19 protein-coding genes are annotated in these 21,736 nt (G+C 71.0%); 6 read left to right on the top strand and 13 right to left on the bottom strand.

All coding sequences use genetic code 11. The annotated features are described in order from the left end of the window. Positions 1-190 precede the first annotated feature (190 nt). From RZ84_RS19525 to RZ84_RS19485, 9 genes are all read right to left on the bottom strand, one after another. Complete coding sequence (locus RZ84_RS19525; protein WP_043265373.1) at positions 191-2,308, bottom strand: FtsK/SpoIIIE domain-containing protein; 2,118 nt, start codon at positions 2,306-2,308, stop codon at positions 191-193. A gap of 106 nt (positions 2,309-2,414) precedes the next feature. Further along, positions 2,415-2,732 carry a hypothetical protein gene (locus RZ84_RS19520; RefSeq protein ID WP_043265372.1) on the bottom strand — a complete coding sequence of 106 codons (318 nt, stop codon included), beginning with the start codon at positions 2,730-2,732 and terminating at the stop codon, positions 2,415-2,417. Further along, complete coding sequence (locus tag RZ84_RS19515) at positions 2,732-3,061, bottom strand: hypothetical protein (RefSeq protein ID WP_043265371.1); 330 nt, start codon at positions 3,059-3,061, stop codon at positions 2,732-2,734. The genes RZ84_RS19520 and RZ84_RS19515 overlap by 1 nt, the downstream gene beginning before the upstream one ends. Positions 3,062-3,072: 11 nt before the next feature. Next, complete coding sequence (locus RZ84_RS19510) at positions 3,073-4,209, bottom strand: hypothetical protein (protein WP_241777768.1); 1,137 nt, start codon at positions 4,207-4,209, stop codon at positions 3,073-3,075. After that, positions 4,206-4,529 (bottom strand): hypothetical protein, encoded by a 324-nt coding sequence (locus RZ84_RS19505; protein ID WP_043265369.1) that lies wholly within the window; start codon positions 4,527-4,529, stop codon positions 4,206-4,208. Before RZ84_RS19505 ends, RZ84_RS19510 begins: the two co-directional genes overlap by 4 nt. Then, positions 4,526-4,816: a hypothetical protein gene (locus tag RZ84_RS19500; protein WP_043270333.1), complete on the bottom strand. Its 291-nt coding sequence runs from the start codon at positions 4,814-4,816 to the stop codon at positions 4,526-4,528. Before RZ84_RS19500 ends, RZ84_RS19505 begins: the two co-directional genes overlap by 4 nt. Before the next feature lie 99 nt (positions 4,817-4,915). Then, a complete protein-coding gene (locus tag RZ84_RS19495) occupies positions 4,916-5,365 on the bottom strand; it encodes a DUF3307 domain-containing protein (protein ID WP_043265368.1) in 450 nt (149 codons plus the stop codon). Between the two features lie 49 nt (positions 5,366-5,414). Then, entirely contained in the window at positions 5,415-6,227 is an 813-nt protein-coding gene (locus tag RZ84_RS19490; RefSeq protein ID WP_043265367.1) for a DUF4097 family beta strand repeat-containing protein, read from the bottom strand. Positions 6,228-6,698: 471 nt separating this feature from the next. Then, on the bottom strand, positions 6,699-7,475 hold the full coding sequence (locus RZ84_RS19485) for a GntR family transcriptional regulator (RefSeq protein ID WP_043265366.1): 777 nt from the start codon (positions 7,473-7,475) through the stop codon (positions 6,699-6,701). A gap of 57 nt (positions 7,476-7,532) precedes the next feature. Here RZ84_RS19485 and RZ84_RS19480 point away from each other — a divergent pair, with 57 nt between their 5' ends. Together RZ84_RS19480 and RZ84_RS39075 are read left to right on the top strand one after the other, a co-directional pair. Further along, positions 7,533-7,961: an NUDIX domain-containing protein gene (locus RZ84_RS19480; RefSeq protein ID WP_043265365.1), complete on the top strand. Its 429-nt coding sequence runs from the start codon at positions 7,533-7,535 to the stop codon at positions 7,959-7,961. A gap of 279 nt (positions 7,962-8,240) precedes the next feature. Continuing rightward, positions 8,241-9,101, top strand: a complete 861-nt coding sequence (locus tag RZ84_RS39075; RefSeq protein WP_157878862.1) for a hypothetical protein — start codon at positions 8,241-8,243, stop codon at positions 9,099-9,101. A 536-nt stretch (positions 9,102-9,637) separates the two neighbouring features. On the opposite strand, the gene RZ84_RS39845 is transcribed toward RZ84_RS39075, so the two are convergent. The 3 genes from RZ84_RS39845 to RZ84_RS19460 form a co-directional block, all read right to left on the bottom strand. Beyond that, positions 9,638-10,681: a hypothetical protein gene (locus RZ84_RS39845; RefSeq protein ID WP_063772689.1), complete on the bottom strand. Its 1,044-nt coding sequence runs from the start codon at positions 10,679-10,681 to the stop codon at positions 9,638-9,640. Further along, positions 10,678-11,034 carry a PadR family transcriptional regulator gene (locus RZ84_RS19465; protein ID WP_043270330.1) on the bottom strand — a complete coding sequence of 119 codons (357 nt, stop codon included), beginning with the start codon at positions 11,032-11,034 and terminating at the stop codon, positions 10,678-10,680. The genes RZ84_RS39845 and RZ84_RS19465 overlap by 4 nt, the downstream gene beginning before the upstream one ends. 807 nt (positions 11,035-11,841) lie before the next feature. Next, entirely contained in the window at positions 11,842-13,257 is a 1,416-nt protein-coding gene (locus tag RZ84_RS19460; protein ID WP_052230031.1) for a DUF2079 domain-containing protein, read from the bottom strand. 120 nt (positions 13,258-13,377) lie between these two features. Here RZ84_RS19460 and RZ84_RS19455 point away from each other — a divergent pair, with 120 nt between their 5' ends. From RZ84_RS19455 to RZ84_RS19440, 4 genes are read left to right on the top strand one after another with little or no spacing between them, the layout of a single operon-like run. Continuing rightward, the gene (locus RZ84_RS19455; RefSeq protein WP_043265363.1) at positions 13,378-14,055 is read left to right on the top strand and encodes a response regulator transcription factor; all 678 of its coding nucleotides are present in this window, start codon (positions 13,378-13,380) and stop codon (positions 14,053-14,055) included. Further along, entirely contained in the window at positions 14,045-15,568 is a 1,524-nt protein-coding gene (locus RZ84_RS19450; RefSeq protein WP_052230030.1) for a sensor histidine kinase, read from the top strand. Before RZ84_RS19455 ends, RZ84_RS19450 begins: the two co-directional genes overlap by 11 nt. 32 nt (positions 15,569-15,600) lie before the next feature. After that, complete coding sequence (locus tag RZ84_RS19445; protein WP_043265362.1) at positions 15,601-16,389, top strand: GntR family transcriptional regulator; 789 nt, start codon at positions 15,601-15,603, stop codon at positions 16,387-16,389. A 3-nt stretch (positions 16,390-16,392) separates the two neighbouring features. Further along, positions 16,393-17,151, top strand: a complete 759-nt coding sequence (locus RZ84_RS19440) for a glycosyltransferase family 2 protein (RefSeq protein ID WP_043265361.1) — start codon at positions 16,393-16,395, stop codon at positions 17,149-17,151. A 247-nt stretch (positions 17,152-17,398) separates the two neighbouring features. Here the strand turns inward: RZ84_RS19440 and RZ84_RS19435 are convergent, their stop codons facing one another. Next, entirely contained in the window at positions 17,399-21,442 is a 4,044-nt protein-coding gene (locus RZ84_RS19435) for an nSTAND1 domain-containing NTPase (protein WP_043265360.1), read from the bottom strand. Positions 21,443-21,736: the final 294 nt, after the last annotated feature.

The raw sequence follows: 21,736 nt of genomic DNA, 5'->3' as shown, positions 1-21,736 counted from the left end.
GGTGCATGGTCAGGGAGGCAGAGACACCCCCCTCGGGGTGCCGTGTGGAGGGGGCTTTCGGGGGTCTGACCTGCGCGCCTCCCTGACTCCCTGAACGATCATTTGTGCAGGTCAGATCCAGGGAGGAGGGTCAGGGAGGCGTTCAGGGAGTTCTCCCTGCCTCCCTGACCCGTCGCGGGTCGGCTCCCTGTCATCCGGCGGCAGAAGCGGAACCCTCTCTGTCGCGATTGGCGAGGGCGCGGGCGACCCGGTCGCGGGCGACGACCATGACGCCGTCGGACTTGTACGGCTCGGCGTCGGCGTCGTCCAGGACGCGCTTGAGGTCGATGAACGACCAGCCGCCGTAGGCGTCCGCGTTCCGCGTGGCGAGTCGCGCCAGCACGTCCTTGGTCCGCACGCGGGGTGCGTCGCCGACGACGGCGGCGATGTCGGCAAGCGCGTCGTGCTCTTCTTCTCGCTCGATGGCGTGCAGGGTGGTGACGCCGTCGCGCAGGGCCTTGGCCCGGTCGGTGATGGCCTCGGCTGCGTCATCGTCGATGTAGTGCGTGCGCACCGTGATGGACGACTGCCCAGCCGGGATGATGATGCCGTCGGAGGCAACGACCAGGGTCCCCCGGTCCAGCCCCGGGCGCAGCAGGTTCGGAGCGGCGCCGCCGTCGACGGCCTTGTCCCCGAGCGCCATGCGGGCCTGCGACTCGGTGCCCAGGGCGAGGGAGGCGCGGGTGTGGGCACCCTCGCGGACCAGCTTGGGAAGGTTCTCGTTGGTCGGGTCCTGGGTGCCCTGCCACATCAGCACGTTCACGGCCCGCCCCTGATTGTGGATCTTCCGCACGGCCATGAAGTACCGGGAGTTGGCCTTCGACCCGCCGTACGGCCGCTTGTCCTCATCCTTGGCCGGGCACATGAACGCCACCTGCGCTTCGTCGACCAGCACGATCAACGGCGGGAACACCGTGCCGGGCGGGGCCTGGATGCGGCGGTTCATCTCGTCCACCGCGCCCTCGACCATCTCGGTCACCTGGATCACGTGCTCATCCGTCGGCCCCTGGATCAGCGTGGTGGCAAGGCCGTCGAACATGGCCCAGTCGCCGACGCCCTTGAGGTCGCCCATGAGGAACTGCACCGACCTGTCGAGCGCGAGCCACAGGGCAAGGGAGCGCAGGGCGACGGTCTTGCCCTGGTTGGACAGGCCCGTGATGAGCAGGTGGCGCTGATACAGGCTCAGCGCAGCAGCGTCGCCGCGCAGGTCCTGGCCCCAAGGGGCGCGGCCCTTGGCGTAGTCGGCGGTCATCGTGTCGTCGGTGACCAGCGGAGACGGACCGATCGGCTCGTCCAGCGCACCCGAGTCGGCCACCCACAGCCGCACCGTCCGGGCCGCCTGCGGGATCGTGATGAACACCTCGTGCTCATGCCGGGTCAGGTTCTCAGCGAGCTTGCGGCGCTTGCCCTGCACCTCGTTGGTCGACACCCCGGAGGGAAGGGTCACGTCGACTTCCACGCCGCATCCGGCGATCCGGATCGGTCCCAGCATGGACGCGCCGGCGTCGCCCATCTCCTTGATGGCTCGCGCCAGGGCGGGGACGCCGAGATCACGCAGGGCCTTGACCACGATCGACGGCGTGATCGGCTCACCCTCACCGTTGCGGACATTCGCGGGCAGTGCCCAGGCGGGGGCGGCGTGCTGCTTGCGGCCGACCGACCACAGGGCAAGCAGGGCCAGGAACGGGCCGATCGCCAGCGCCGGACCCCACACGACCGGCACGATCCGAATCAGCAGGGCAATGAAGTCGATGGTCGCCGTGAGCGGGGTGATGACGTCGCCGACGTGGCCCGTGTTGAGGGCCATGACGACGCCAAGGGCGACCAGGACACCGATGCTCATGCCAGCGCCGACGGCCACGCCCTTGGCGGCTTCGACGGGCGAGTGCAGGAGGTCCATGCGGCGGTGATGGCGGGCGGCACGGAAGCGCTGCAACCGCTCCTCCCACTCTTCGGCCGCCTCCAGGTTCCCCGCGGCTTCCGCCGCCCGGATCATCCGCTCGTAACGGGACCCGGTACGGCCATCCCAGGCCCGACGGGCCACGATCCGGCCGCCGTTGAAGGTGTAGAGGCTGTGCCGGGCCACCGCGCGGACCGTCGCCCGCGTCGACTCGTGCGTGGCGGCCGTCTTCACCGCACGTCCTGAGCGCACCCACAGCGGCACGGACCGCGCCGGCGGCGCGTCGGGGACGACCGTGAGGACGGTGGGGGCGGTGTCCGGGGTCGGGGGGACGGTGGGCTTGTGGAGGTGGACGACGTTCTCAGACATGCTGGAAGTGCTCCTGACTGCCCCCGTGGGGGCGGGAGTAAGGGAGAGGGCCGGGGTGGCCGTGTCTGTGGAATGGGGCGGCCACCCCGGCACCGAAATGGGCTGGTCAGAACCAGCCGGACGACTTCTTCTTGGCTTTGTCGCGGGCGGCCTCGGTGATGAGCCGCTGACGCTCGCCGTGCAGGGCGCTCAGCTCCGCGCTCAGCCGCATCTCGGCAGCGCTGCCGGTGGAGTCGATCTGCTCCTCGGCACGGCCCGTGCTGCGGCCCCGGGCCGCACGGTAGGAGCCACCAGCCAGGGCACGGGCCATAGCCCGGCGCTCACGGCCGTTCATCGGCCACGACTCGCCCCGTCGGATCGCTTCCAGCTTCTTCTCGGTGGCCCGGATCTCGCGGTCCAGACGGCGGATGTCGGAGTTGCCCATCAGGTACTCCTAAGCGAGACGGTCGCGTCTGCGGCAGCGGGGCGGGGCATGGCTCGGCACTTCTCGGCGTGGAGCTGAGCCCACTTCGCGGAGTCCTGCTGGGCGGATGCGAGTGCCTTCTGCTCGGCTTCCTCCAGGCTGTACTCGGAGTCGAGGAAGTAGCCGGTGTAGTCGAAGGGCTGGTAGGTGACGTGGCAGCCGGTGCAGGCCGCGTTGACCAAGCACCGCCCCTCGATGACTCGGATGTCGGTGGTGGCGTTGCCGACGGTGAGGTAGCGAGCGATGACGCCCTCGGGCCAAGCGGTCTGGCCGGTGGTGGTGTTCGGCATGGCGGGTCCTCTCAGACGTTGGCGGTGACGGTGGGGCGGCGGGCGGTGTCGGCTGCGGCAACCTTCGCGGCGGAGTGGAACCGGGGGGTGTCACCCTTGCGGCGGCGCGGCGGAACGGGCCGCTTCCTGGCACCCTTGACGGGCTTCTCGGCGGTAGGGGGGACTTGGGTTGCGACCTGCGGCTTTTCGCGGTGGATCGGCACGACGTTGCCGGTGTCGGGAAGCACGAATTGCGGGTGCGCCAGCCCCGCGCGGATACGTCGCGCGACGGCGTCGGCGTCGGGCTTGCGCGCCTCGATCAGGCGGGTCGCGGAGGCAACGCCTCGCTGCTCCAGGCGGGGTGTCATGCCAGGTTCGGTCGGCCCGTGCACGACCTCCCATGCACGCTTCCACGCCTCCTCGGCGGGCAGCGTTCCGAAGGGCGCGGCGGAGACCAGACGTCGCGCGACTCGCAGCACGTCGCGGTGGTGGCGACGGCGGCGGGCCGCGTGACGGTGGCGCTCCTTGGTGTCCTCGTCGCGGGCGGCGAGGGTGGAGACCCACTGGCGGATCTCGAAGACGGCCGGACCCAGGACCGTGACAGCAGCGAGTCCGGTGCCGGCCGCCGCAGCGTTATCCGCCGACAGCCCGTGCGGGCCGTCGGCGAGGGAGAGGCCGTAGCCGTAGTTGATAGACGCCGCGAACCCAGCGCAGGCAGCGACCAGGGCCCGCAGGAGCCAGCGCACCCAGACGGGCGCGGAGCGCGCATCGGCGTAGGCGACACCAGCCGCCATCACCCACGCCGCACTCTCCAGCCCCAGCGGAACGGGCAGCAGCATCACCGAGATCCCGACGAAGTGCACGATCTGCGCGGGCAGCGACGCCAGCCCGGAGGCGACGACCAGGGCGAGCGTGCCGTTGCGGTAGATCCGCTCCGGCGTCCACGCCACCGCCCGACGCTCGGCCTGCTCCCGGCGGCGCGCCTGGCGCTCCGCGCGGTCGGCCTGCCTTTCAGCACGGGCCTGTTCCCGCAGCCGCGCCGCGCGCTCATCGGCCGCCTTCTGGCGCTCGGCCCGACGGTCCTCGGCGGCTGCGGCGTCGATGCGGCGCTGTTCGGCCTCGGCGGCCTGGTCGGCCCTCCGCTCCTGTCGGTAGGTGCTCAAGCTCACGGCGTCTCCTCCCCCGACCCGTTGGGCACGGCGCTGAAGCCGATCAAGGTCAAGCGGACGCCATCGAAGTCGACCGCCGCGCGCAGTACCCGCGTCCGTCCCGCACCCTGCTCCCGGCACGTCACCGACTCGGGAAGGATGCCGAGAGCCTCACGCCATGCTTCGAACGCCCCGAAGTCGTCGTGACTGGCCAACTCCAGCTCGTTCGGGACGACTGTGGACATCACCACGTCCATGGCGGGCAGGCCGGGAAAATCCCAAGCCAGCAGCCGCAGCGCATGCAACGGCGCGGCGAGGTCTTTCATGGTCAGCGCGGTCATGCCGCTGCCCCCGTCCCCGCCCGCTCGCCGCGAGCGGCTCGCATGAACGGCACCGTGCGGGTCAGCGCGTCGGCGTAAAGGGCGTCCCAACCGGCGACCTCGTCACCGGCCTCCGCCGACTCCCGCAGGTCCCGCAGGACTTCGCGAGCCACGTCCCGGCGAGCGCGCCGTTCCTCGGCCGTCTCCTTCTCCAGCGGGCCGCGGAACAGATCGACATCGATGCCGAGCGCCAGCTCAACGAACTCCGCCTCGTCTGCGGCCTCTTGACCGGCGACGAAAGTGCGCATGCGCATGGTGGATCTCTCCTTGTCAGGTACGTCGGGATGGCGCGGGGCGGTCGGCTGTCCTTGTCCGGGAGTGCAACCGCCCCGCGAAGAACCAGGACTTCAGACGGTGGCGATAACCAGCGCGGCGACCAGCAGCCACAGGTGGTGGAAAGACTGGTCAAGCGCGTACGCGCCGGTGCCGATGTGCGGGTTGTCGTCATGGCCGGCGCGCGGAGCACCGAGCCGGTAGAACTCGCCCTTGCCGGTCACCTTGGCCAGCCACGCGAGCGTGCTGCGCCGGTCGGCCCACCAGTGCGTGACGGCGTCGATGCCAAGCCCGGCGACGACGCCGAGCACCGACAGGGACAGCCCCAGCAGCGCGGCGGCCGGGACGAGGACAGCCAGCTTGGTGAGCGTCAGAGTGGCGACATGCCGGGCGTCCGCGAGACGGCCGACCCAGTCAGGACGACCCTTGTGCGCGGACTGGTGTGAGGTCTGCACCCAGTGGTCACCCACGCTGTGGGCGACGTACAGGGCGATGAAGACGGCGGCGAAGGTGGCAGCGTCCACGGTGGCGGACTCCTGTCCGGGAGAAGGGGCGGGCAGCGCGGGAGGGGGGCTAGCTGATCTGGACGTAGCCGCTGGTGACCCGGCGGCGGACGTTCAGGTGCGCCGCGCCCGTGATGCGCGCGCAGCCCGAGGTGGCGTTGACTGTGAGGCGGCCGGTGGCCTGTACCGTCGCGGCCATCCGGACGTTGCCGGAGGTGAGGTTCAGCCGGGCGTCGTGGCCGCTGTAGGCGCCGATGCCGAGGTTGCCGGAGGTGAGGTTGGCGTCCAGCGGGCCGGTGACCTCGTTGACGATGACGCTGCCGCTGGTGGCCGTGACGTCCAGGTCGCCGACGCGGTCAGCGACCAGGGACCCGGAGGTGCCGTCGTACTCCAGCCGGGCCAGCGTGCCCGTGATGACGGTGTCGGCGGTGTGCGTGCTGATCAGCGCCACGGACTTGGCGGGCAGGTGGACTTCGGCGGTGATCGGGGTGGCAGCGTCTCCGGCGGGGCCGGTGGCGGTGACCTCGCGGCCGTTGATGAAGACCTTGCCGCCGCCGTTGCCGGAGACGTAGACGTTGCCACCCACGATCTGCACTCCGCTGCCGCCGGAGAACGTCATGGTGTTGCCGCCCATGCGGATGGTGGTGCTGCCGCTCATGCCGCCGGCCACGTCCGGGACGCGGACCCTGAGGTTCTGCCCGGTGAGGTTCACGGCGGTGTCACGGATCGCGTCGGCAGACGGGCCGCAGGTGGCCTCGGTCTTCAGCACCACGCGCGCCTGCTTCAGCTCCGGGACGACGGCGACGCGGATGCTGCCCGCGTTCATCGCCAGGTCCAGGGCGATCGGGCCGATGGCGTCCACGGGGATCGTGCGCTCGGTCATGGAAGAACTCCTGACTGCGTCGGGATAGAGAGACCGGGCGCGGCGGGCTGTCCTTGTCCGGGAGTGCCGCCGCGCCGGGTGTGAGGGCCGGAACCGCAAGAAGCGGCCGGCCGAGTGCCCCGGCAGGGAGTCGAACCCTGCCTACGACCATCGGGGCGGTGATGCGGTGTCTCCTTCGGGAGCGAGCTCCCGTTTCAGGCATATGGAGACGTGACCTTTCGGTCTAAGCCCTCCCGGATGCAAAGGGCCCGGGGTCCCTCGCCCCCGCCGAAGCGGGGCCTCATGACCCCGCCGAAGCAGGGCCCTTTGGTCGTGCATTTGTGCAGGCCAAAGAAGGCCCGTACGCAGCGACTCCTGCACTCTTGCACTCATGTGCAGGAGCTACATGTAAGAGAGTGCCCAACTCATATACATGAGTCAACCCGCCGCGCGAAATTCGCGCGGCGGGCCAGGGCTCAGGGGGTGGGCCGCTCAGTCGCCCGCAGGGATCCGGTACTCCAAAACGAACTGGTCAGCGGCCATGAAGGTGTCGCAGACCTCGACGACCCGGCCCGCTTCAGATTCCGCGTTCCGAGTCAGGTGGATGATGGGCGAACCGGGGCTGAGGCTCAGTGCGGCGACCTCCTGCTTCGTCGCCAGACGGACGCGGACCGTCTCCGTCAGCTCCTTCAGCGTGTGGCCGTGCTCCTCCAGCCGGGCGTAGATGCCGCCACCGCCAGGGTTCTCCTCGAACAGTTCCGGGATGTCCTTGGCGATGTCCCACGGGAGGTATGAGGTGGCTTCCTCAGTCGGGGTGCCGTCGCTGAAGTAGAGGCGGCGGCGCGCCAGCACCTTCTCTCCGGCCGGAACCGACAGCCTCTCCGCGATCTCTTCCGGCGCTTCGACGGGGCCGACGTACAGGACACTCACGCTCGGCGTACTGCCCGCCTGCTCCGCCTCAGCGAGGTACGCAGCCTTACCTGCCGTCCGGTGCGACCGCCGGAACCGGTCCGAGGACTTTCGGCGCACCGGAGGGCGCCGCTTCACGTACGACCCCTTGCCGTGCCGCGTCTCGATGAGGCCCGTAGCGCGCAGCTCGGCGAACGCCTTGCGAACCGTGCCCTGAGAAGCGGCGTACTTCTTCATGAGGTCCGTTTCGCTGTCTACCTGATCCCCCGGGGCAAGGTCCTTTCCCTTGATTCGCTGGACCAGGTCATCAGCGATCTGTAGGTACTTTGGCTTTCCCGAGTCTCTGGACGACGTGGGCATGTCCTACTGTTCCTCCTAAGCTCCTGTACATAAGCAACGCTACCCGGAGGGCCGCCAATGCCGCTTCACTCGGTCTCGGTCGCTGGCGTGGTCGTACGTGACGACGGCCGCGTCCTGGCGATCCAGCGCGCGGACAACGGCACGTGGGAACCTCCCGGCGGGGTCCTTGAACTGGACGAACGTCCGGAGGACGGTGCCGTGCGGGAGGTGCTGGAAGAAACGGGCATCCGCGTCTCGGTGGAGCGCCTGACCGGCGTCTACAAGAACATGAGCCGGGGCATCGTGGCTCTCGTCTTCCGTTGCCGGCCGGTCGCCGGTACGGAGCGGACGTCGAGTGAATCGACGGCCGTGGAATGGCTCACCCCCGACGAAGTCGAGAAGTGGATGGGCGAGGTCTACGCGGTGCGCGTGCTGGACGCCCTGGGCGCCACGACAGCGCCCCATGTACGCGCCCATGACGGTCGCCACCTGCTCGAATCCGCCTGAGCCATGCCGCACGGCGTACCGCTCGTTGTCTTTATCTTGTTGGTCCCAGCGCAGACCCCGGCAGGTTGCCGCGGGACAGGGGCCGGAACGCCCCCGCTCCGCTCGGGTTGAGGTGGTCTGTACTGCTGGCCATCAGCGAAAAAGGGACACCCCTCGGCATGATGAGTGGCATCCTCTTGTGACGTCACTATGCGACCTCTAACGGTCTCTGCAAGCAAGGGGGCAGTTCATTAGATGGCAAGCGATCAGGGGTTTCACTTTCCCCCCATCTTGAACGGTATGGATTACCTAGCAAGCGCCGTAGAGCAACTCGCTGACGACGAGGAGGAGAATTCCCTAAAGTACGGCGTATTGCACTTGCAGGCCGCAGCCGAAGTCCTTCTCAAAGTAAGACTAGTCGAAGAGCACTGGAGTCTAATCTTCAAGAATCCAGGGCTCGCCAGTCGAGAGAGTTACGATCGAGGAGATTTCGAAAGTTGCACCCTCGAAGGGGCGATCGAGCGCCTCGAAAAGATCTCCGAAATCCCAATTTCGGAGAAGGCAAAGGGGCGCATCAAGAGGCTTTCCAGGCACAGGAACCAGCTACAGCATTACGGCGCGAGGCTGGAGTCCTCGAACGCCGTCCGGGCAGTTGCGGTCGATGTTCTCGATTTCCTCGTAGACTTCATTGTCGGCTGGATCGGGCCGGAGCCGGACAGTGAAGAGTTTGACGATTACCACAACCGCGTAGACGAGATCAGAAAGAATCTCCACCGCGTAGAGGAACTGGTAGATAAACGTTTCAAGCGCGTAACCAAGGACTTGACGGAGAACGACTTCGTCGCTCCGTGCCCGGCATGCGGCAGAATATCCCTAGTCCTTGACGACATAAAAAGCGCTAAATGTCGCTTCTGCCACAGTTTCTGGCCCAACGCAGGCATCAGCCCCCTGGGGGCACTGACACCCGAGAAGATAGAAGAGGCAGAAAATCGATGCCGAATCTGCGGGCGGGTCACATTCCTTCTTGATATATACAGTTCCACTTGGACGCTCGGCAAGGAAGTCACCGAATACGAGGAAATCACCATTGTCGATAGGGCCGAATACTGCCTCAAATGCAATACAGCGATTAATACCCGCTACGTGGCAAACCAGCCATGACGAGTGGCAGGCGTTGCAGATCCGGCAGCGTCTCCGGTGTCCCGTTCTACAGCACAAGTAGCCGCCGATGCCGTGGAGATGAGATCGAGACTGCGTAGCTCTCCGCATTGTCCTGGTTGTTGTCCAGTTCGCCGCTGAACGCTGCCGTTCACCACCGTGCGCACGCCCGTCTGACCTGCCAAGTGAACGCCGGTGAACCACCACGCACGGCAGGATGCACAGTTGGAAAGCGTGTTGGGGGCAACCCCTCACGAGTTCGAATCTCGTATCCTCCGCACTCGCCCGGCAGGGCAGACGAGGGCCCCGACCGAATTCCGGTCGGGGCCCTCGTCGTTGTGTGGTCTCCGTTTTGGTCTCGGTTGCCGCGGGGCGGCCCTGGTTGAGGGCGATGCGGCACAGGTCACGGGGCACAGGTCACGTGTCATGGCCGCATTACGGGGTAGCGCCGCATCAGCCGGTTGCGCCGGCGGCACGGGCCCGCCTCCCCCGGCGGGCATCCGAGCGCGGCGGCGGCAGCTACCGCTCGACCGGCGTGATCACCCTCGGGCGGCCGGCCCTCTTCGTCGGAGTCGGGGACGGAGACGGAGGCGGTGTCGGAGTCGTACGACGATGGCCGCCAGTACGGCGGCGCCGAAGGGGTAGGCGGCGATGAAGCCGTCGTCCGGCAGGAAACCGAGGGACGCGAAGTCGCGCCAGGCCAGGATCGCGGCTGCCGTGAGCACGCCGGCAGCCGTGGGGAGGGCGCGTCTGCCGCCGCGCGCCAGGGCGACGAAGAGGAAGACCGCGAGCAGAGCCGGGGGCGCCAGCCTTTCCACGGACCACAGCACCCCGCCGACGCCTGGCATGTCCCACCCGGTGAGTTGGGGAAAGGAGCCGGACCTCGCGGCCACTTGTGTGGCGAAGACCGTCACGGCCATGACCGCGATCATCGTCCGGTCGCGGCGCGAGACGGCGGGCAGATCAACGGGGCAGGCCAGCAGGATCAGGACGACGCACGTGGGACAGAGGATGTTCACGAGGACGGCCGGCGGGCTGTCGGCGCAGTGGTAGTAGACGAGGTAGCTCCCCATCCCCGCCCACTGCGCGATCTCCTCGGTCACGACACCGAACGCCGCGAGCATCCGCGCCGGACCCCACCGCCCTCCCGCCGCGCACAGCACCGCCGAGGTCAGGGCCAGACCGGTGCCCGTCCCTACGGCCCACGCCCACGCCCCGTTCTGCTGGACCACGGGGTGGGCCGCATTCCTCAGCAGGCGGTAGAGGGCGGGGGCGCACACGACGGCGAGGACGTAGGGCGCGGCGGCGGCCAGGTAACGGCCGGCCGGGTCGGTGGAGGTCAGGCGCAGCCGCACCCGCAGGGCGTGGCCGGTCAGGTCGGCGGCTTCGCGGAGGCGGGCCGGCCTGGTGGCGCCCTGGGTGGCTTCGGCGTAGATGGTGGCGATCTCCTCGCCGTGCTCGCGCCGGTAGTGCGCGGGGTAGAGGCGTAACAGCCGGGTTTCCGGGGCCGGTTCGCCCCGCGTCTCGCTTTCCGGGGCCGGGGGGTGCCCGGCGTTGTGGCGCGGGGAGGGTGCCTGGCTCACGCGGTGGCCCCCTTCGGGCCGGGGCGGTGCAGGCCGAGGCGGCGCTCGGCCTCGGAGGCGGTGGCGTGGAGGCGCTCGGCCTCGGAGGCCAGTGTGGCGCGTCCGGCGGGGGCCAGGGTGTAGGTACGGCGCAGCCGCCCGCTGACGATCTCCTCTCGGTGGACCTGGATCTGCCCCTCGTTGAGCAGGCGTTCCAGTGCGCTGTAGAGAGTGCCGGTGCGCAGCGTGACGCGCCCCCCGGAGATCTTCTTGACCTCCTGAAGGATCGCGTATCCATGGCGGGGCTCGTCCGCGAGGGCGGTGAGGAGAAGCAGGGTGGGTTCCTGCAGGGCACGATCAGAACGATCAGACATGCGAGCAGTATATGCCGCTCGTCGACATATGCTTCTCACCGGCTTACCGAACAAGGCTGCCGCGCCGCCCGGGGCCCGTACGAACACCGCCGGCCCGTCGCGATCCGGTCGGCTCCGGGCCGGGACCGGGATCGCCCGGCAGCGCCGCCCGCCCTCGCGCGCGGGGATGCACCGGTCGCCGCGGTCGCCCACCCCGGCGACGGCGCGCTCTCCCTCCCCGCCGCCCGCCGCGATACGGCGTCCGTAAACCCTTCCGCTTTCACCGGACTTCACGATCTCGTCCTCGCCGAGGACGCCGTGTCCTCCGGCGCCCTGGACGGCATCGAGGCCGGGCCCGAAACCATCCGCGCCGCCGTGCTCGCCCGGCCCCGTATCGTCCTGGTTACCGATCCGGACGTCGCCCCGTCCGGCCTGGCCTCGGAGCGCGAAGCCATCGAACAGCGCGTCCTGGACGAGCACTTCATCCACACAGGCGCCCGGAAGGCCGGCGGCCGTCTTGTGGGGACTTACCGGCGCGCCCGTTGTCCCCGCCCTCATCCGCTGCGGCCGGTGCCCCGCCGCGCGTCGCTCCTTCCGGCTCACGGCGACGACCGACGCGGCTTCATCCTCGACGGCTGCACGGCCGGAACCGACCTGCCCCTCCGTGCCTCCCGGCGCCGGGTCCGCCGGCTGTGCCGCGCGTTTCGACGAGGGGTGTCCCTGGTGTCCGGAGGGCGGCGCCAAGTGCCGGTCGTGCCCGCCGCGTTGGCCCTGTGGTCCGTGTCATGGGGAGCGGCGTCCCGGGTCCGTCGCCACGCGAACCGACCGTCATCGGTCGGCGAGCCGGTAGAGCTGGATGCCGGATCGCTCCCTGACCAGTCGGTAGCCAAGTGAAGAAATCTCCGGTAGACGGGGCAACTCCCATGCGAAGTCGGGCATGCCGCCTCGGGCGGGGTCGCTGACCAGCAGCCACTCCGGCTTGGTGCCGCTGTCCAAGACCTGCGGGAACCGGTAGACGTGGGCCCGCGAAGTGAGCTGCGGTGCGAGGTAGTTGACGGCTCCGATCTCCGCGCCGTCCGGTACGGCGGCCATGACCTCGCGGGCCGCGACAGCCCAGGGGCTGGGCCGCCATGCGGGACCGGCCAGATCCCGCAGGGGAAGGAAGGGAACCGCCAGCAGGCTTGCTGCGACGCTGACGGCCACCGCCCGCGTGACCAGCCGGGGTCGGCGCAGCCTGCCCAGTGCGTCGGCGAAGGCGAGGAAGACGAGGGGCATCAGGAGGGCGCTGTAGTGGTAGTCCAGCCCCCAATAGGCCGGGTTCGTCGACCAGAAGCGCCAGGCGAGCGTGGGCAGCGCGAGGAGGATCAGCGGCGAGCGCAGCGCCAGGAACGCCGTCGGGGCGAGCAGTGCGAGCAGCGTGCCGAGTTTCTGCGGCGGCAGGAGCAGCCGGGTGAGCGGATCGCCGGCGGCCTGGGTGGCGGTGTGGAGGTAGGCGTAGTGGCCGTCGGGGTTGAAGGCCGGGATGACGACCAGCACGATCAGCAGGCCGGACAGCACGCCGTAGGTCAGTACGGCCGTGCCCAGTCGGCGGCGGCCGGACAGCAGGAGGTACAGGCCGATCGCGGTGACGGTCAGCGGTAGGTCTTCCTTGACCAGGACCAGCGGCAGCGCCCAGGCCGCGGCGGTGCGCCAGCGGCGCAGCGCCAGGCTCTCCAGGCAGAAGGCGAGCAGCGGGACCGCGAAGGCTATCTCGTGGAAGTCGAAGGCGACGGCTTTCTGCAGGCCCCAGGACAGGCCGTAGGCGATGCCGATCGCGGTGCCGAGCCGTGGGGTGGTGGTGCGGATCGCCAGCCGGGTGACCGGGACGACGGACAGGGCGAGCAGCGCGGCCTGGGCGGTGAGCAGGGTCAGCGGGGTCGGGAAGAGCCGGTAGAGCGGGGCGAGGGTGGCCAGGATCGGGTGGAAGTGGTCGCCGAGGAGGTTGTAGCCGGCGCCCTTGAGTTCGGAGACGGGGGCGCGCAGCTGGGCGTAGGCGCGGACGGCCTGCTCGAAGATGCCCAGGTCGTAGCCGGTGGAACGGAGCTGGAGGTGCTTGGTGACCGACAGCGCGGTGTAGGCGGCGAAGAACAGTGCCGCGAGCAGGTGGGGGCGGCCGGGGCGTCGCCGGTGGGCCGCCGCGCCGCGGGGCGGCGCCGGGTCCGCGTACGGGCGGGGGCGAGGGCGGGACGGGGCGGGGGAGGACACCGGGCACTCCTGCGGGACGCGGACAGGGGCGTCCACCGTCGTCCGGCCGTCATGAAGCGGCGATGAAGCCGCATGAAGCGATCTTCATGTGGGGATACGCGCCCGTGGCACGATTGCGGCATGCGCGTGCTGGTGGTCGAGGACGAGGAGCGGCTGGCTTCCGTGCTCCGCCGCGGCCTGGAGAGCGAGGGCTACGCCGTCGATGTCTGCCATGACGGCCGCCACGGCCTCTGGATGGCCCGGCAGCAGCCCTACCAGGCGATCATCCTGGACATCATGCTCCCCGGCCTGGACGGGTACCGGGTCTGCGACCGGCTGCGACGCGAGGACATCCGCACCCCGATCCTGATGCTCACCGCCAAGAACGGCGAGTACGACGAGGCGGAGGCCCTGGACACCGGAGCCGACGACTACCTGGCCAAGCCGTTCTCCTACGTGGTGCTGCTGGCCCGGCTACGGGCTCTGATCCGGCGCGGCGGCCCGGTGCGCCAGCCGGCCGTCCAGATCGGAGACCTGCACCTCGACCCGGCCACCCGCCGGTGCCGCCGCGGCGGGACCGAGATCGAGCTGACGGCCAAGGAGTTCGCCGTCCTCGCCTACCTCGGACTCCGGGCCGGAGAAGTGGTGAGCCGCGCCGACCTGCTGGAACAGGTCTGGGACGCCCATCAGCGGGCCGCCAGCAACATCATCGACGTCCACATCAGGGCACTGCGCCGCAAGATCGACATCCCCTTCGGCCGCTCCACCATCCACACGGTGCGCGGCGTCGGCTACCGGCTGGTCGACGATGCTCGGTAAGCGCCTGCCGATCCGCCTCCGCGCCGCCCTGGCCGCGGCCCTCACCGCCGCCGTGGCCTTCACCGCCGGCGCCCTGTGGCTGCGCAACGAGGTCTACGCGTCGAAGATGGGCGACACCCGCAACCGGGCCAGAGCCAGCCTGGACCTCATCGAGCAGCGCTACCAGCACGGCAACACCCAGGCCCTCTTTCAGAGCCCCGACACCTGGGTGATCGTCGACCCCGCGGGCCGGTTCGTCGAAGGCGACCCCGACCTGGCGCCTTTCGTACCCGATCCGCTGTACGGGCTCCCTGAGAGGCCGGGACCGACCGTCCCCATCGAGCAGGACCTGCGCATGGGCAGCGTGAGCGGCGATGCCCGGTCCGGCAGCAAACAACTCGCCGGCCGCGAACTCAGGGTGGTGACCTCGGCCTTCCACGCCCCTGGCCTGCTCGACGGCAGGCCGACCGCCCCCGTCGAGAACCTCACCCTGCACATCCTCGTCACCCCCCAGGACGCCGAGGAGGCCGTCGCCACCGTCGACCACGTGCTGTACGCCGGCCTGCCCGCGGCCGTCCTCCTGGTCGCCCTGATCGTCTGGACCACCACCTCACGGGCCCTGCACCCGGTGGAGGTCATCCAGCAGCGCCTGCGCACGATCACCAGCCGTGACCTGAGCCTGCGCGTCCCCGTCCCGCCCCGCCAGGACGAGATCGCCCGCCTGGCCGCCACCACCAACGACACCCTGGACCGGCTGGAACAAGCCGCCGAGCAGCAGCGGCGTTTCACCGCCGACGCCTCCCACGAGCTGCGCACCCCGCTTGCCGCGCTGCGAGCCGACCTCGAAGTGGCCCTGCACTACCCCGACCGCACCGACTGGCCCGACGTCGTCCGCGGCGCCCTCGGCGACACCGAACGCCTTGAGCAGCTCATCGAAGACCTGCTGCTGCTCGCCGATCTCGACAACCGGTCACCGTCGACCGCCCAGCCCGTCGACCTGGCGGCCCTGGCCCGGAAGGCTGCCGCACAGGCGCGCCGGCACGCCCCCGACTCCGTCTCCGTCTCCGTCTCCGTCCGCGTCGACTGCCCGGCGGGCGGCGGCGTCACCGTCCACGGCGATCCACGGCAGTTGGCACGGCTGCTGCGCAACCTCCTCGACAACGCCGTGCGGCACGCCCGCGGTCGCGTCCTGGTCACCGTCTCCGCCGACGCCGCCACCGCCACCGCCCTGGTCGAAGTCCGCGACGACGGCCCCGGCATCCCGGCCGAGCACCACGAGAAGATCTTCGAGCGGTTCACCCGCCTCGACGCCTCCCGCAACCGCACCAGCGGCGGTACCGGCCTCGGCCTGGCCATCGCGCGCGAAATCGCCCACAACCACCACGGCACCCTCACCCTCGGCGAGACCGCACCGGCCGCCGGAGCCCACTTCGTCGTCGCGCTCCCTCTCCCGGAGGGGCGAGCTCTCCAGGAGGGGCGAACTCTCCCGGAGGGGCGGGCCCCCGGGTCGGCAACTCCTCATGAGGACTCGTAACCTGGAGGTATTCAGCGGAACGGTGAGTTCTCATGGCAGTGGCGTACGAGCGGATCGCGGACGAGCTGCGCACCGCCATCCGCGCGGGTCGGCTCGGGCCCGGTGACCGGCTGCCGGCGGAGACGAAGCTCGCCGAGCGGTTCGGGCGCAGTGTGCCGACCGTCCGGGAGGCGCTGCGTACGCTGCGGGACGAGGGCCTCATCGAGAAGCGGCACGGGGTCGGCAACTTCGTCCGCCGGGAGCGCACCCCCGCGCGGCGGACCAACCTCCGGCACCAGTGGGAGAAGGACCGGGCCCGCGAGCCGGTGGCGCGGCGGGCGCTGACCGGTGCCACCGAGCACGACACCGGGCTGAAGGTCAACGACCTTGTCTTCCGGGCCCGTTATCGCGAGATACCGGCGCGTGCCGAGATCGCCGCGGCGCTCGGCGTGCACGAGGGGGCGGCGCTGCTCGAACGGAGCTACCGGACCCGGCACGCCTCGGAGAGCGCGCCCTTCGGCCTGGTGACCTCCTACCTGGTGCGCGACATGATCGCACCGAACCCCGATCTCCTGGACGAGACCAAGGAGCCGTGGCCCGGTGGCACGCAGAGCCAGTTCCATTCGGTCGGAATCGAGCTGGACCGCGTCGAGGAGCGCGTCACCGCCCGCCCGCCGACGCCCGAGGAGGCCGAGGAGCTGGAGCTGCCGCCCGGGACGTCCGTGCTGGTGCTCCGGAAGGTCTCGTACGCCACCGACGGCCGCGTCGTGGACGTCACCGACGTCATCCTGCCCGGCGACCGTACGGAACTGCTGTTCACCACTCCCCTGGAAAGGTGGTGAGCCGTGCGCCGGCGCATCATCATCGTCACCGCCGTCCACCCGCCCTCCGCGCGGTTTCTGCCGGACGCCCACGCCTCGCTGTGCCGGCAGGAACTCCCCGACGGGTGGGAGTGGCACTGGGTGATCCAGGAGGACGGCACCAGCGACGAGGTCGCCCCGTACGTCCCGGACGACGCACGGGTGACGTTCCGGCAGGGCCGCCCCGGCGGTCCGGGCGTCGCGCGCACCATCGCCCTCGCGCAGGCGGACGGCGAGTACGTCAAGGTCCTGGACGCGGACGACCAGTTGCCGCCCGGCACGCTGGCCCGGGACCTGGCGGCGCTCGAAGGCGACCGCGGTATCGGCTGGGCGACCTCCCGCGCCCTCGACCTCCTGCCCGACGGCTCCACCGCCGGCTTCGACGGCGACCCGGAGCCCGGCCCGATCGAGCGCGGCGCGGTCCTCGACTTCTGGACGGCGCACGACTTCCTCGCCCAGGTCCATCCGGCGACCCTCTTCGTCCGCCGTGACCTGCTTCTCGCCCTCGGCGGCTGGATGGCCCTCCCCGCTTCCGAGGACACCGGGCTGCTCCTGGCGCTGAACGCCGTCAGCCGCGGCTGGTTCTCCGCCGAGGTGGGCCTCCTCTACCGGAAGTGGCCCGGGCAGGTGACCGGGCAGGCGTCCCATACCGACACCGCCGAGCGCGCTGCCCGTATGGCGGTCGTGGAGGCGCGGGCGCGCCGGCTCACCGACCTCAACTGGCGCTATCCCGGGGTGGATTGACCCGAAACGCCCGGAGAAGTCCGCTTGAGAGGGGCGGATCGGCCACGGGCTCACGGCCGGTGGCGAGGGGTGCATCGGGCAGGCCCGGGCGCGAAAACGCCCGATCGCTGGCGACGGGGGATGCACCAGCGATCGGGCTGTGATCAAGCGTAGCAAGGCTGCCCGCGCGGCGGGAGTCAGCTGCCGCATTACGGGGTGGAGTTGTGACCGGGGTCACAACTCCACCCCGGGCCGGACCCCGGATTCATCACTCTTCGCACGGGGTCTCGTACGGGAGATGCGGCAGATACTCGTGCCACTTGTCCGGCGTCAGCACGCCCCGCGTGGTGGAGCAGATACGGCGGATCGCCGTGTCGGTGTCCAGGCTCCACAGCCGGACGGTGCCCGCGCCGCTCGACACCCCCAGCATGTGGCTCCGGGGGCTGAACGACAGGAAGTTGCCCGTCTTGGCGTGGGGGCCGGTGGACTGGCCGATGGGAGTGGCCCGGCCGGGGGCCGCGACGTTCCAGAACCGGACCGTGTTGTCGTTGCCGCCGCTCGCCAGGGTGTGGCCGTCCGGGCTGAACGTCAGGGACACGACCTCTTCGGTGTGGCCGGTGAGGGGCTTGCCCTGCTGGGTCGTCCTGCCGGGGTCGGCGGTGTTCCAGAGGCGGACGGTGTCGTCCGCGCTGCCGCTGGCCAGCGTCCGGCCGTCCGGACTGAAGGCGAGCACGTTGACGGATCCCGTGTGGCCGGTGAGCGGCGCCCCGAGCAGGGTGGCGTGCGCCGGGTCGGCGGTGTTCCAGAGCCGGACGATGTCGTCCGCGCTGCCGCTGGCCAGGGTCCGGCCGTCCGGACTGAAGGCGAGGGTGTTGACGTAGCCCTTGTGGCCGGTGAGGAGGGGGCCGAGCGGACGGGGGCGGGCCGGGTCGGCGATGTTCCACAACCGGACGGTGTAGTCGTCGTAGGCGGTCGCCAGGGTGCGGCCGTCCGGGCTGAAGGCCACGGTGTCGGGGCCCGCGAAGCGGATCGGCAGCGGGAGCGGCGGCCCGTAGGGGACCGGCCGGGCCGGGTCGCCGATGTTCCACAACTGCACGGCGGGGCGGGGGCTTCCGGTGCGCACCGCGAGGGTGCGGCCGTCGGGGGAGAACGCCAGCTTGTACACGTTGGCCCGCCCCGGCAGGAACGGCTCGCCCAGCGCCACCGGCCGGTTGGGCGTCTGCACGTTCCACAGCCGGACCTTGCGGTCGGTGGCGGCGGTGGCGAGCACCCGGCCGTCCGGGCGGAACGCGCCGATCCGGCCGACCATGTTCGACGGCGGGATCGACCACAGCCGCACCTTGCTGTCGCCGCTCCCCGTGGCGAGGGTCCGCCCGTCGGGGCTGAAGCCCACCGCGTACATCTCGCCGCTGCCGCCCGCGAGGGACTCGCCGACCTGCGACGGGTAGGCCGGATCGCTGACGTTCCACAGGCTCGCGGTGCTGTCCGCGCTGCCGGCGGCGAGCGTGTTCCCGTCGGGGCTGAAGGCCACGGACCACAGGGGCCCGGTGTGGGCGGTGAGCGGCGCGCCGAGGGCCGCCGGGTGACCGGGGTCGGCGGTGTTCCAGAGGCGGAGGGTGTTGTCCGCGCTGCCGCTGGCCAGCGTCCGGCCGTCCGGGCTGAAGGCCACGGAGTGCACGGTGGCGGTGTGGCCGGTCAGCACCGTGTCGACCGGCGTCGGATCGGTGCGGTCGGCCGTGTTCCACAGCCTGATCGCGCCGTCGTCGCCACCGGCCGCCAGCGTGTGGCCGTCGGGGCTGAACGCCACCGAGCGCACCGCGGCGGTGGGGCCGGTCAGCGGCGCGCCGAGCGGGGCCGGCCGGCGCGGGTCGGCCATGTCCCACAGGCGGACGGTGTGGTCCTCGTCGGCGGCGGCCAGCGTGTGCCCGTCCGGGCTGAAGGCGAGCAGGTAGATCGTGCCGTCGTGGCCGGTCAGCGGGGCGCCGAGCGGGTGCGGGTGGTACGGGTCCCGTACGTCCCAGAGCCGGATGGCGCCGTCGTCGGAGGCGCTGGCGAGGGTCTTGCCGTCCGGGCTGAAGACCGCGGTGGTCACCCAACTCGTGTGGCCGGTGAGGGGTTTGCCCAGGGGTTTGGGGCGCGCCCGGTCGGACACGTCCCACAGCCGGACGGTCCGGTCGTAGCTGGCGGTGGCCAGGAGCCGGCCGTTCGGGCTGAACGAGGTGAGGTAGACGGCGCCGGTGTGGCCCGTCAGCGGCGTGGCCAGCGGCGCGTTCACGATCGAGATCAGCCGGTTGTCGGCCCCCCGGTCGTCGGGCCGCAGGCGGTGTGCCACCAGGTCGAGCTGCGCCGACAGGGACGGATCGGTGTACTGGGCGCGGTCGGCTTCGGCGAGCACCTGCTCGAAGACGGTGTCGTCCCGCTGCTGCCACGCGACCACGGCCGAGCCGACGGCCAGCATCGCCATGACGACCAGCGCCGCCACCGCGCCGCGGCTGAGCAGGACCGTGCGCCGGCGCAGCCGGACCGAGGCGGCGAGGAACTCCACCGCGCTGCGGGTCAGGAAGGTGTCGCCGGCGGACTCCGCCCAGGTGCGGGCCTGTTCCAGGCGGGACCCCCGGTAGAGCAGTGACGGGTCGCGGTGCGAGCCCTCCCAGGCCCGGCCGTCCTCCTCCAGCCGCTGCCGCAGCAGGTTGCCGTTGCGGTCCTCGTCGATCCAGTCGCGCAGCCGCGGCCAGGCGTGCAGCAGCGCCTCGTGGGTGATCTCCACGGCCTCCGCGTCGAGCGTCACCAACCGGGCGTGCACCAGCGCTTCGAGCGATTCCTCCGTTTTGCCGGGGTCGGTGGACTCCTCCGCGAGCTGGCGCCGCGTCCCGCGCCGGCGGGTGGCCTGGGTGTCCTCGCCGAGCCGGACGAGCCGCAGCAGGAGCAGCCGCGCGGCCGTGCGGCCCGTCGGGTCGAGGCCGGACCAGGCCCGCTCGGCGGTGGCCGCCACCGCTCCCTGGATGCCACCCGCCGCGCGGTAGCCGGCCAGCGTCAGCCGCCCCGCCTTCCGCCGCTGCCAGGTGGCGAGCAGGGCGTGGGAGAGCAGCGGCAGCACGCCCGCGTCGTGCGCCCCGCCGGGGCCGTCGGCGCTCACTTCGCGGGCGATCAGCTCGGCGAGCCCCGGTTCGAGTTCCAGGCCCACGGCCTTGGCCGGGCCGGTCACCGCCTCGCGCAGCTCCGCGGTGGTCAGCGGCCCCAGCACCATGTGCCGGTGCTGGAGGGCGTCGGCCAGTTCGGGATACCCCAGGCACCGCTCGTAGAAGTCGGCCCGTATGCCCAGGATGACGAGCGCCGGGGCCGGGTCGCCCGGATCGTCGGGCGTGCAGGCGGCATGCAGGAGCTGGATGAACGTACGGCGGACCGCCTCGTCGGAGCAGAGGGTGAACGCCTCCTCGAACTGGTCCACGATCACGACCGGGCGGGCGGCGGACGGCGTGTCGCGCCGCGCCCATGCCGTGGTGGCCTCCCGCACCGCGTACGGGTCGGGCGGGGTGCCGGGCCGCTCCGCCGCCGCGGTGACGACGGAGGCGAGCTCGGGTATCCGGCGGCTCAGCTCCGCGAGGGGGTCGCCTCCCGGCACGAGCTGGAGCACTTCCCTGCCCGGGCGGTCCCCGTCGTCCCCCGGGCCGTCCCCGTCGCCCCCGTCGCCGTCGAGAGCACCGTTCTGCAATGCGGGCACCAGTCCGGCATTCAGCAGCGAGGACTTGCCCGCCCCCGAGGCGCCCACCAGCATCACCAGGCCGCCGGTCTTCTCCGCGGCGCGCAGCTGGGCGACGAGCGCCTCCGTGCTCCGCTCCCGGCCGAAGAACCACCGGGCGTCCTGCCGGCGGTACGAGGCCAGCCCCCGGTACGGGCACACCCCGGGGACGGCCGGGTCGTCGGCCGGCGGGCGTTCCTCCTCCTGCCCGGAGGGCGCGGCGCGGTCGCCCGCCGGACCGGCGACCGCGCGCTCCCACAGGCGCTGCCACTGCGCCAGGTCGTACAGACCCGCGGACACCGGCACGGGCCGCAGACGCCGCGCCTGGGGAACGAGGATGTGCAGCACCGCGGCGAGGGCGGCGAACTGCGCGGGCACGTTCCTGGCCCGCCGCCAGTCGCTGATCCGCTGTACGGACACCCGCACCGGCCGCCCGCGTTCGTCGACCCGCTGAAGCCGTACGACCGCCTCGGCCACCTGCTTGAGCGGAGGGTTGCCCGCCTCCTTGTAGAGCAGCGCAAGACGTTCCGCGAAGGCTGTGCGTGCCCCTGAGTCGGAACTCAAGGTCTCCACCCCTTTACTCCCCCGCACTTGGACATCCGGACCGGAAAACTCACCTTAACCGGCTGACCTGCGACGGAGCAGGGGGCCCAGGACCGGAACCTCCTCGGCCGGGGCCTTTGCTGGCAGGATCGCAGCGCGGTGGCACCCGACCGGGCACGACCCGGAGGGCCACCGGCTCAGCGCTCGGAGAGACGACTCCCCCACACGTTCTCGCCGTCGCCTCCGGAGTCCTGCCCCGGTGGTGACGGTCTCGCCCCTGAGGCCGAGGGATCCGTGGAGCCGGTCCCCCCACGGACCGCTCAC

The sequence above is a fragment of the Streptomyces sp. CT34 genome, assembly GCF_000805335.1.
Taxonomy (GTDB): Bacteria; Actinomycetota; Actinomycetes; order Streptomycetales; family Streptomycetaceae; genus Streptomyces.
This window is presented reverse-complemented; position numbering and strand designations above follow the sequence as displayed.

Excerpts from the sequence above, each read along its gene's own strand:
- RZ84_RS19450 (WP_052230030.1), top strand. The coding sequence starts at position 14,045 with ATGCTCGGTAAGCGCCTGCCGATCCGCCTCCGCGCCGCCCTGGCCGCG.
- RZ84_RS19525 (WP_043265373.1), bottom strand. The coding sequence starts at position 2,308 with ATGTCTGAGAACGTCGTCCACCTCCACAAGCCCACCGTCCCCCCGACC.
- RZ84_RS19520 (WP_043265372.1), bottom strand. The coding sequence starts at position 2,732 with ATGGGCAACTCCGACATCCGCCGTCTGGACCGCGAGATCCGGGCCACC.
- RZ84_RS19515 (WP_043265371.1), bottom strand. The coding sequence starts at position 3,061 with ATGCCGAACACCACCACCGGCCAGACCGCTTGGCCCGAGGGCGTCATC.
- RZ84_RS19490 (WP_043265367.1), bottom strand. The coding sequence starts at position 6,227 with ATGACCGAGCGCACGATCCCCGTGGACGCCATCGGCCCGATCGCCCTG.
- RZ84_RS39075 (WP_157878862.1), top strand. The coding sequence starts at position 8,241 with ATGGATTACCTAGCAAGCGCCGTAGAGCAACTCGCTGACGACGAGGAG.
- RZ84_RS19485 (WP_043265366.1), bottom strand. The coding sequence starts at position 7,475 with ATGCCCACGTCGTCCAGAGACTCGGGAAAGCCAAAGTACCTACAGATC.
- RZ84_RS19455 (WP_043265363.1), top strand. The coding sequence starts at position 13,378 with ATGCGCGTGCTGGTGGTCGAGGACGAGGAGCGGCTGGCTTCCGTGCTC.
- RZ84_RS19505 (WP_043265369.1), bottom strand. The coding sequence starts at position 4,529 with ATGACCGCGCTGACCATGAAAGACCTCGCCGCGCCGTTGCATGCGCTG.
- RZ84_RS19500 (WP_043270333.1), bottom strand. The coding sequence starts at position 4,816 with ATGCGCACTTTCGTCGCCGGTCAAGAGGCCGCAGACGAGGCGGAGTTC.
- RZ84_RS19445 (WP_043265362.1), top strand. The coding sequence starts at position 15,601 with ATGGCAGTGGCGTACGAGCGGATCGCGGACGAGCTGCGCACCGCCATC.
- RZ84_RS19465 (WP_043270330.1), bottom strand. The coding sequence starts at position 11,034 with ATGTCTGATCGTTCTGATCGTGCCCTGCAGGAACCCACCCTGCTTCTC.
- RZ84_RS19480 (WP_043265365.1), top strand. The coding sequence starts at position 7,533 with ATGCCGCTTCACTCGGTCTCGGTCGCTGGCGTGGTCGTACGTGACGAC.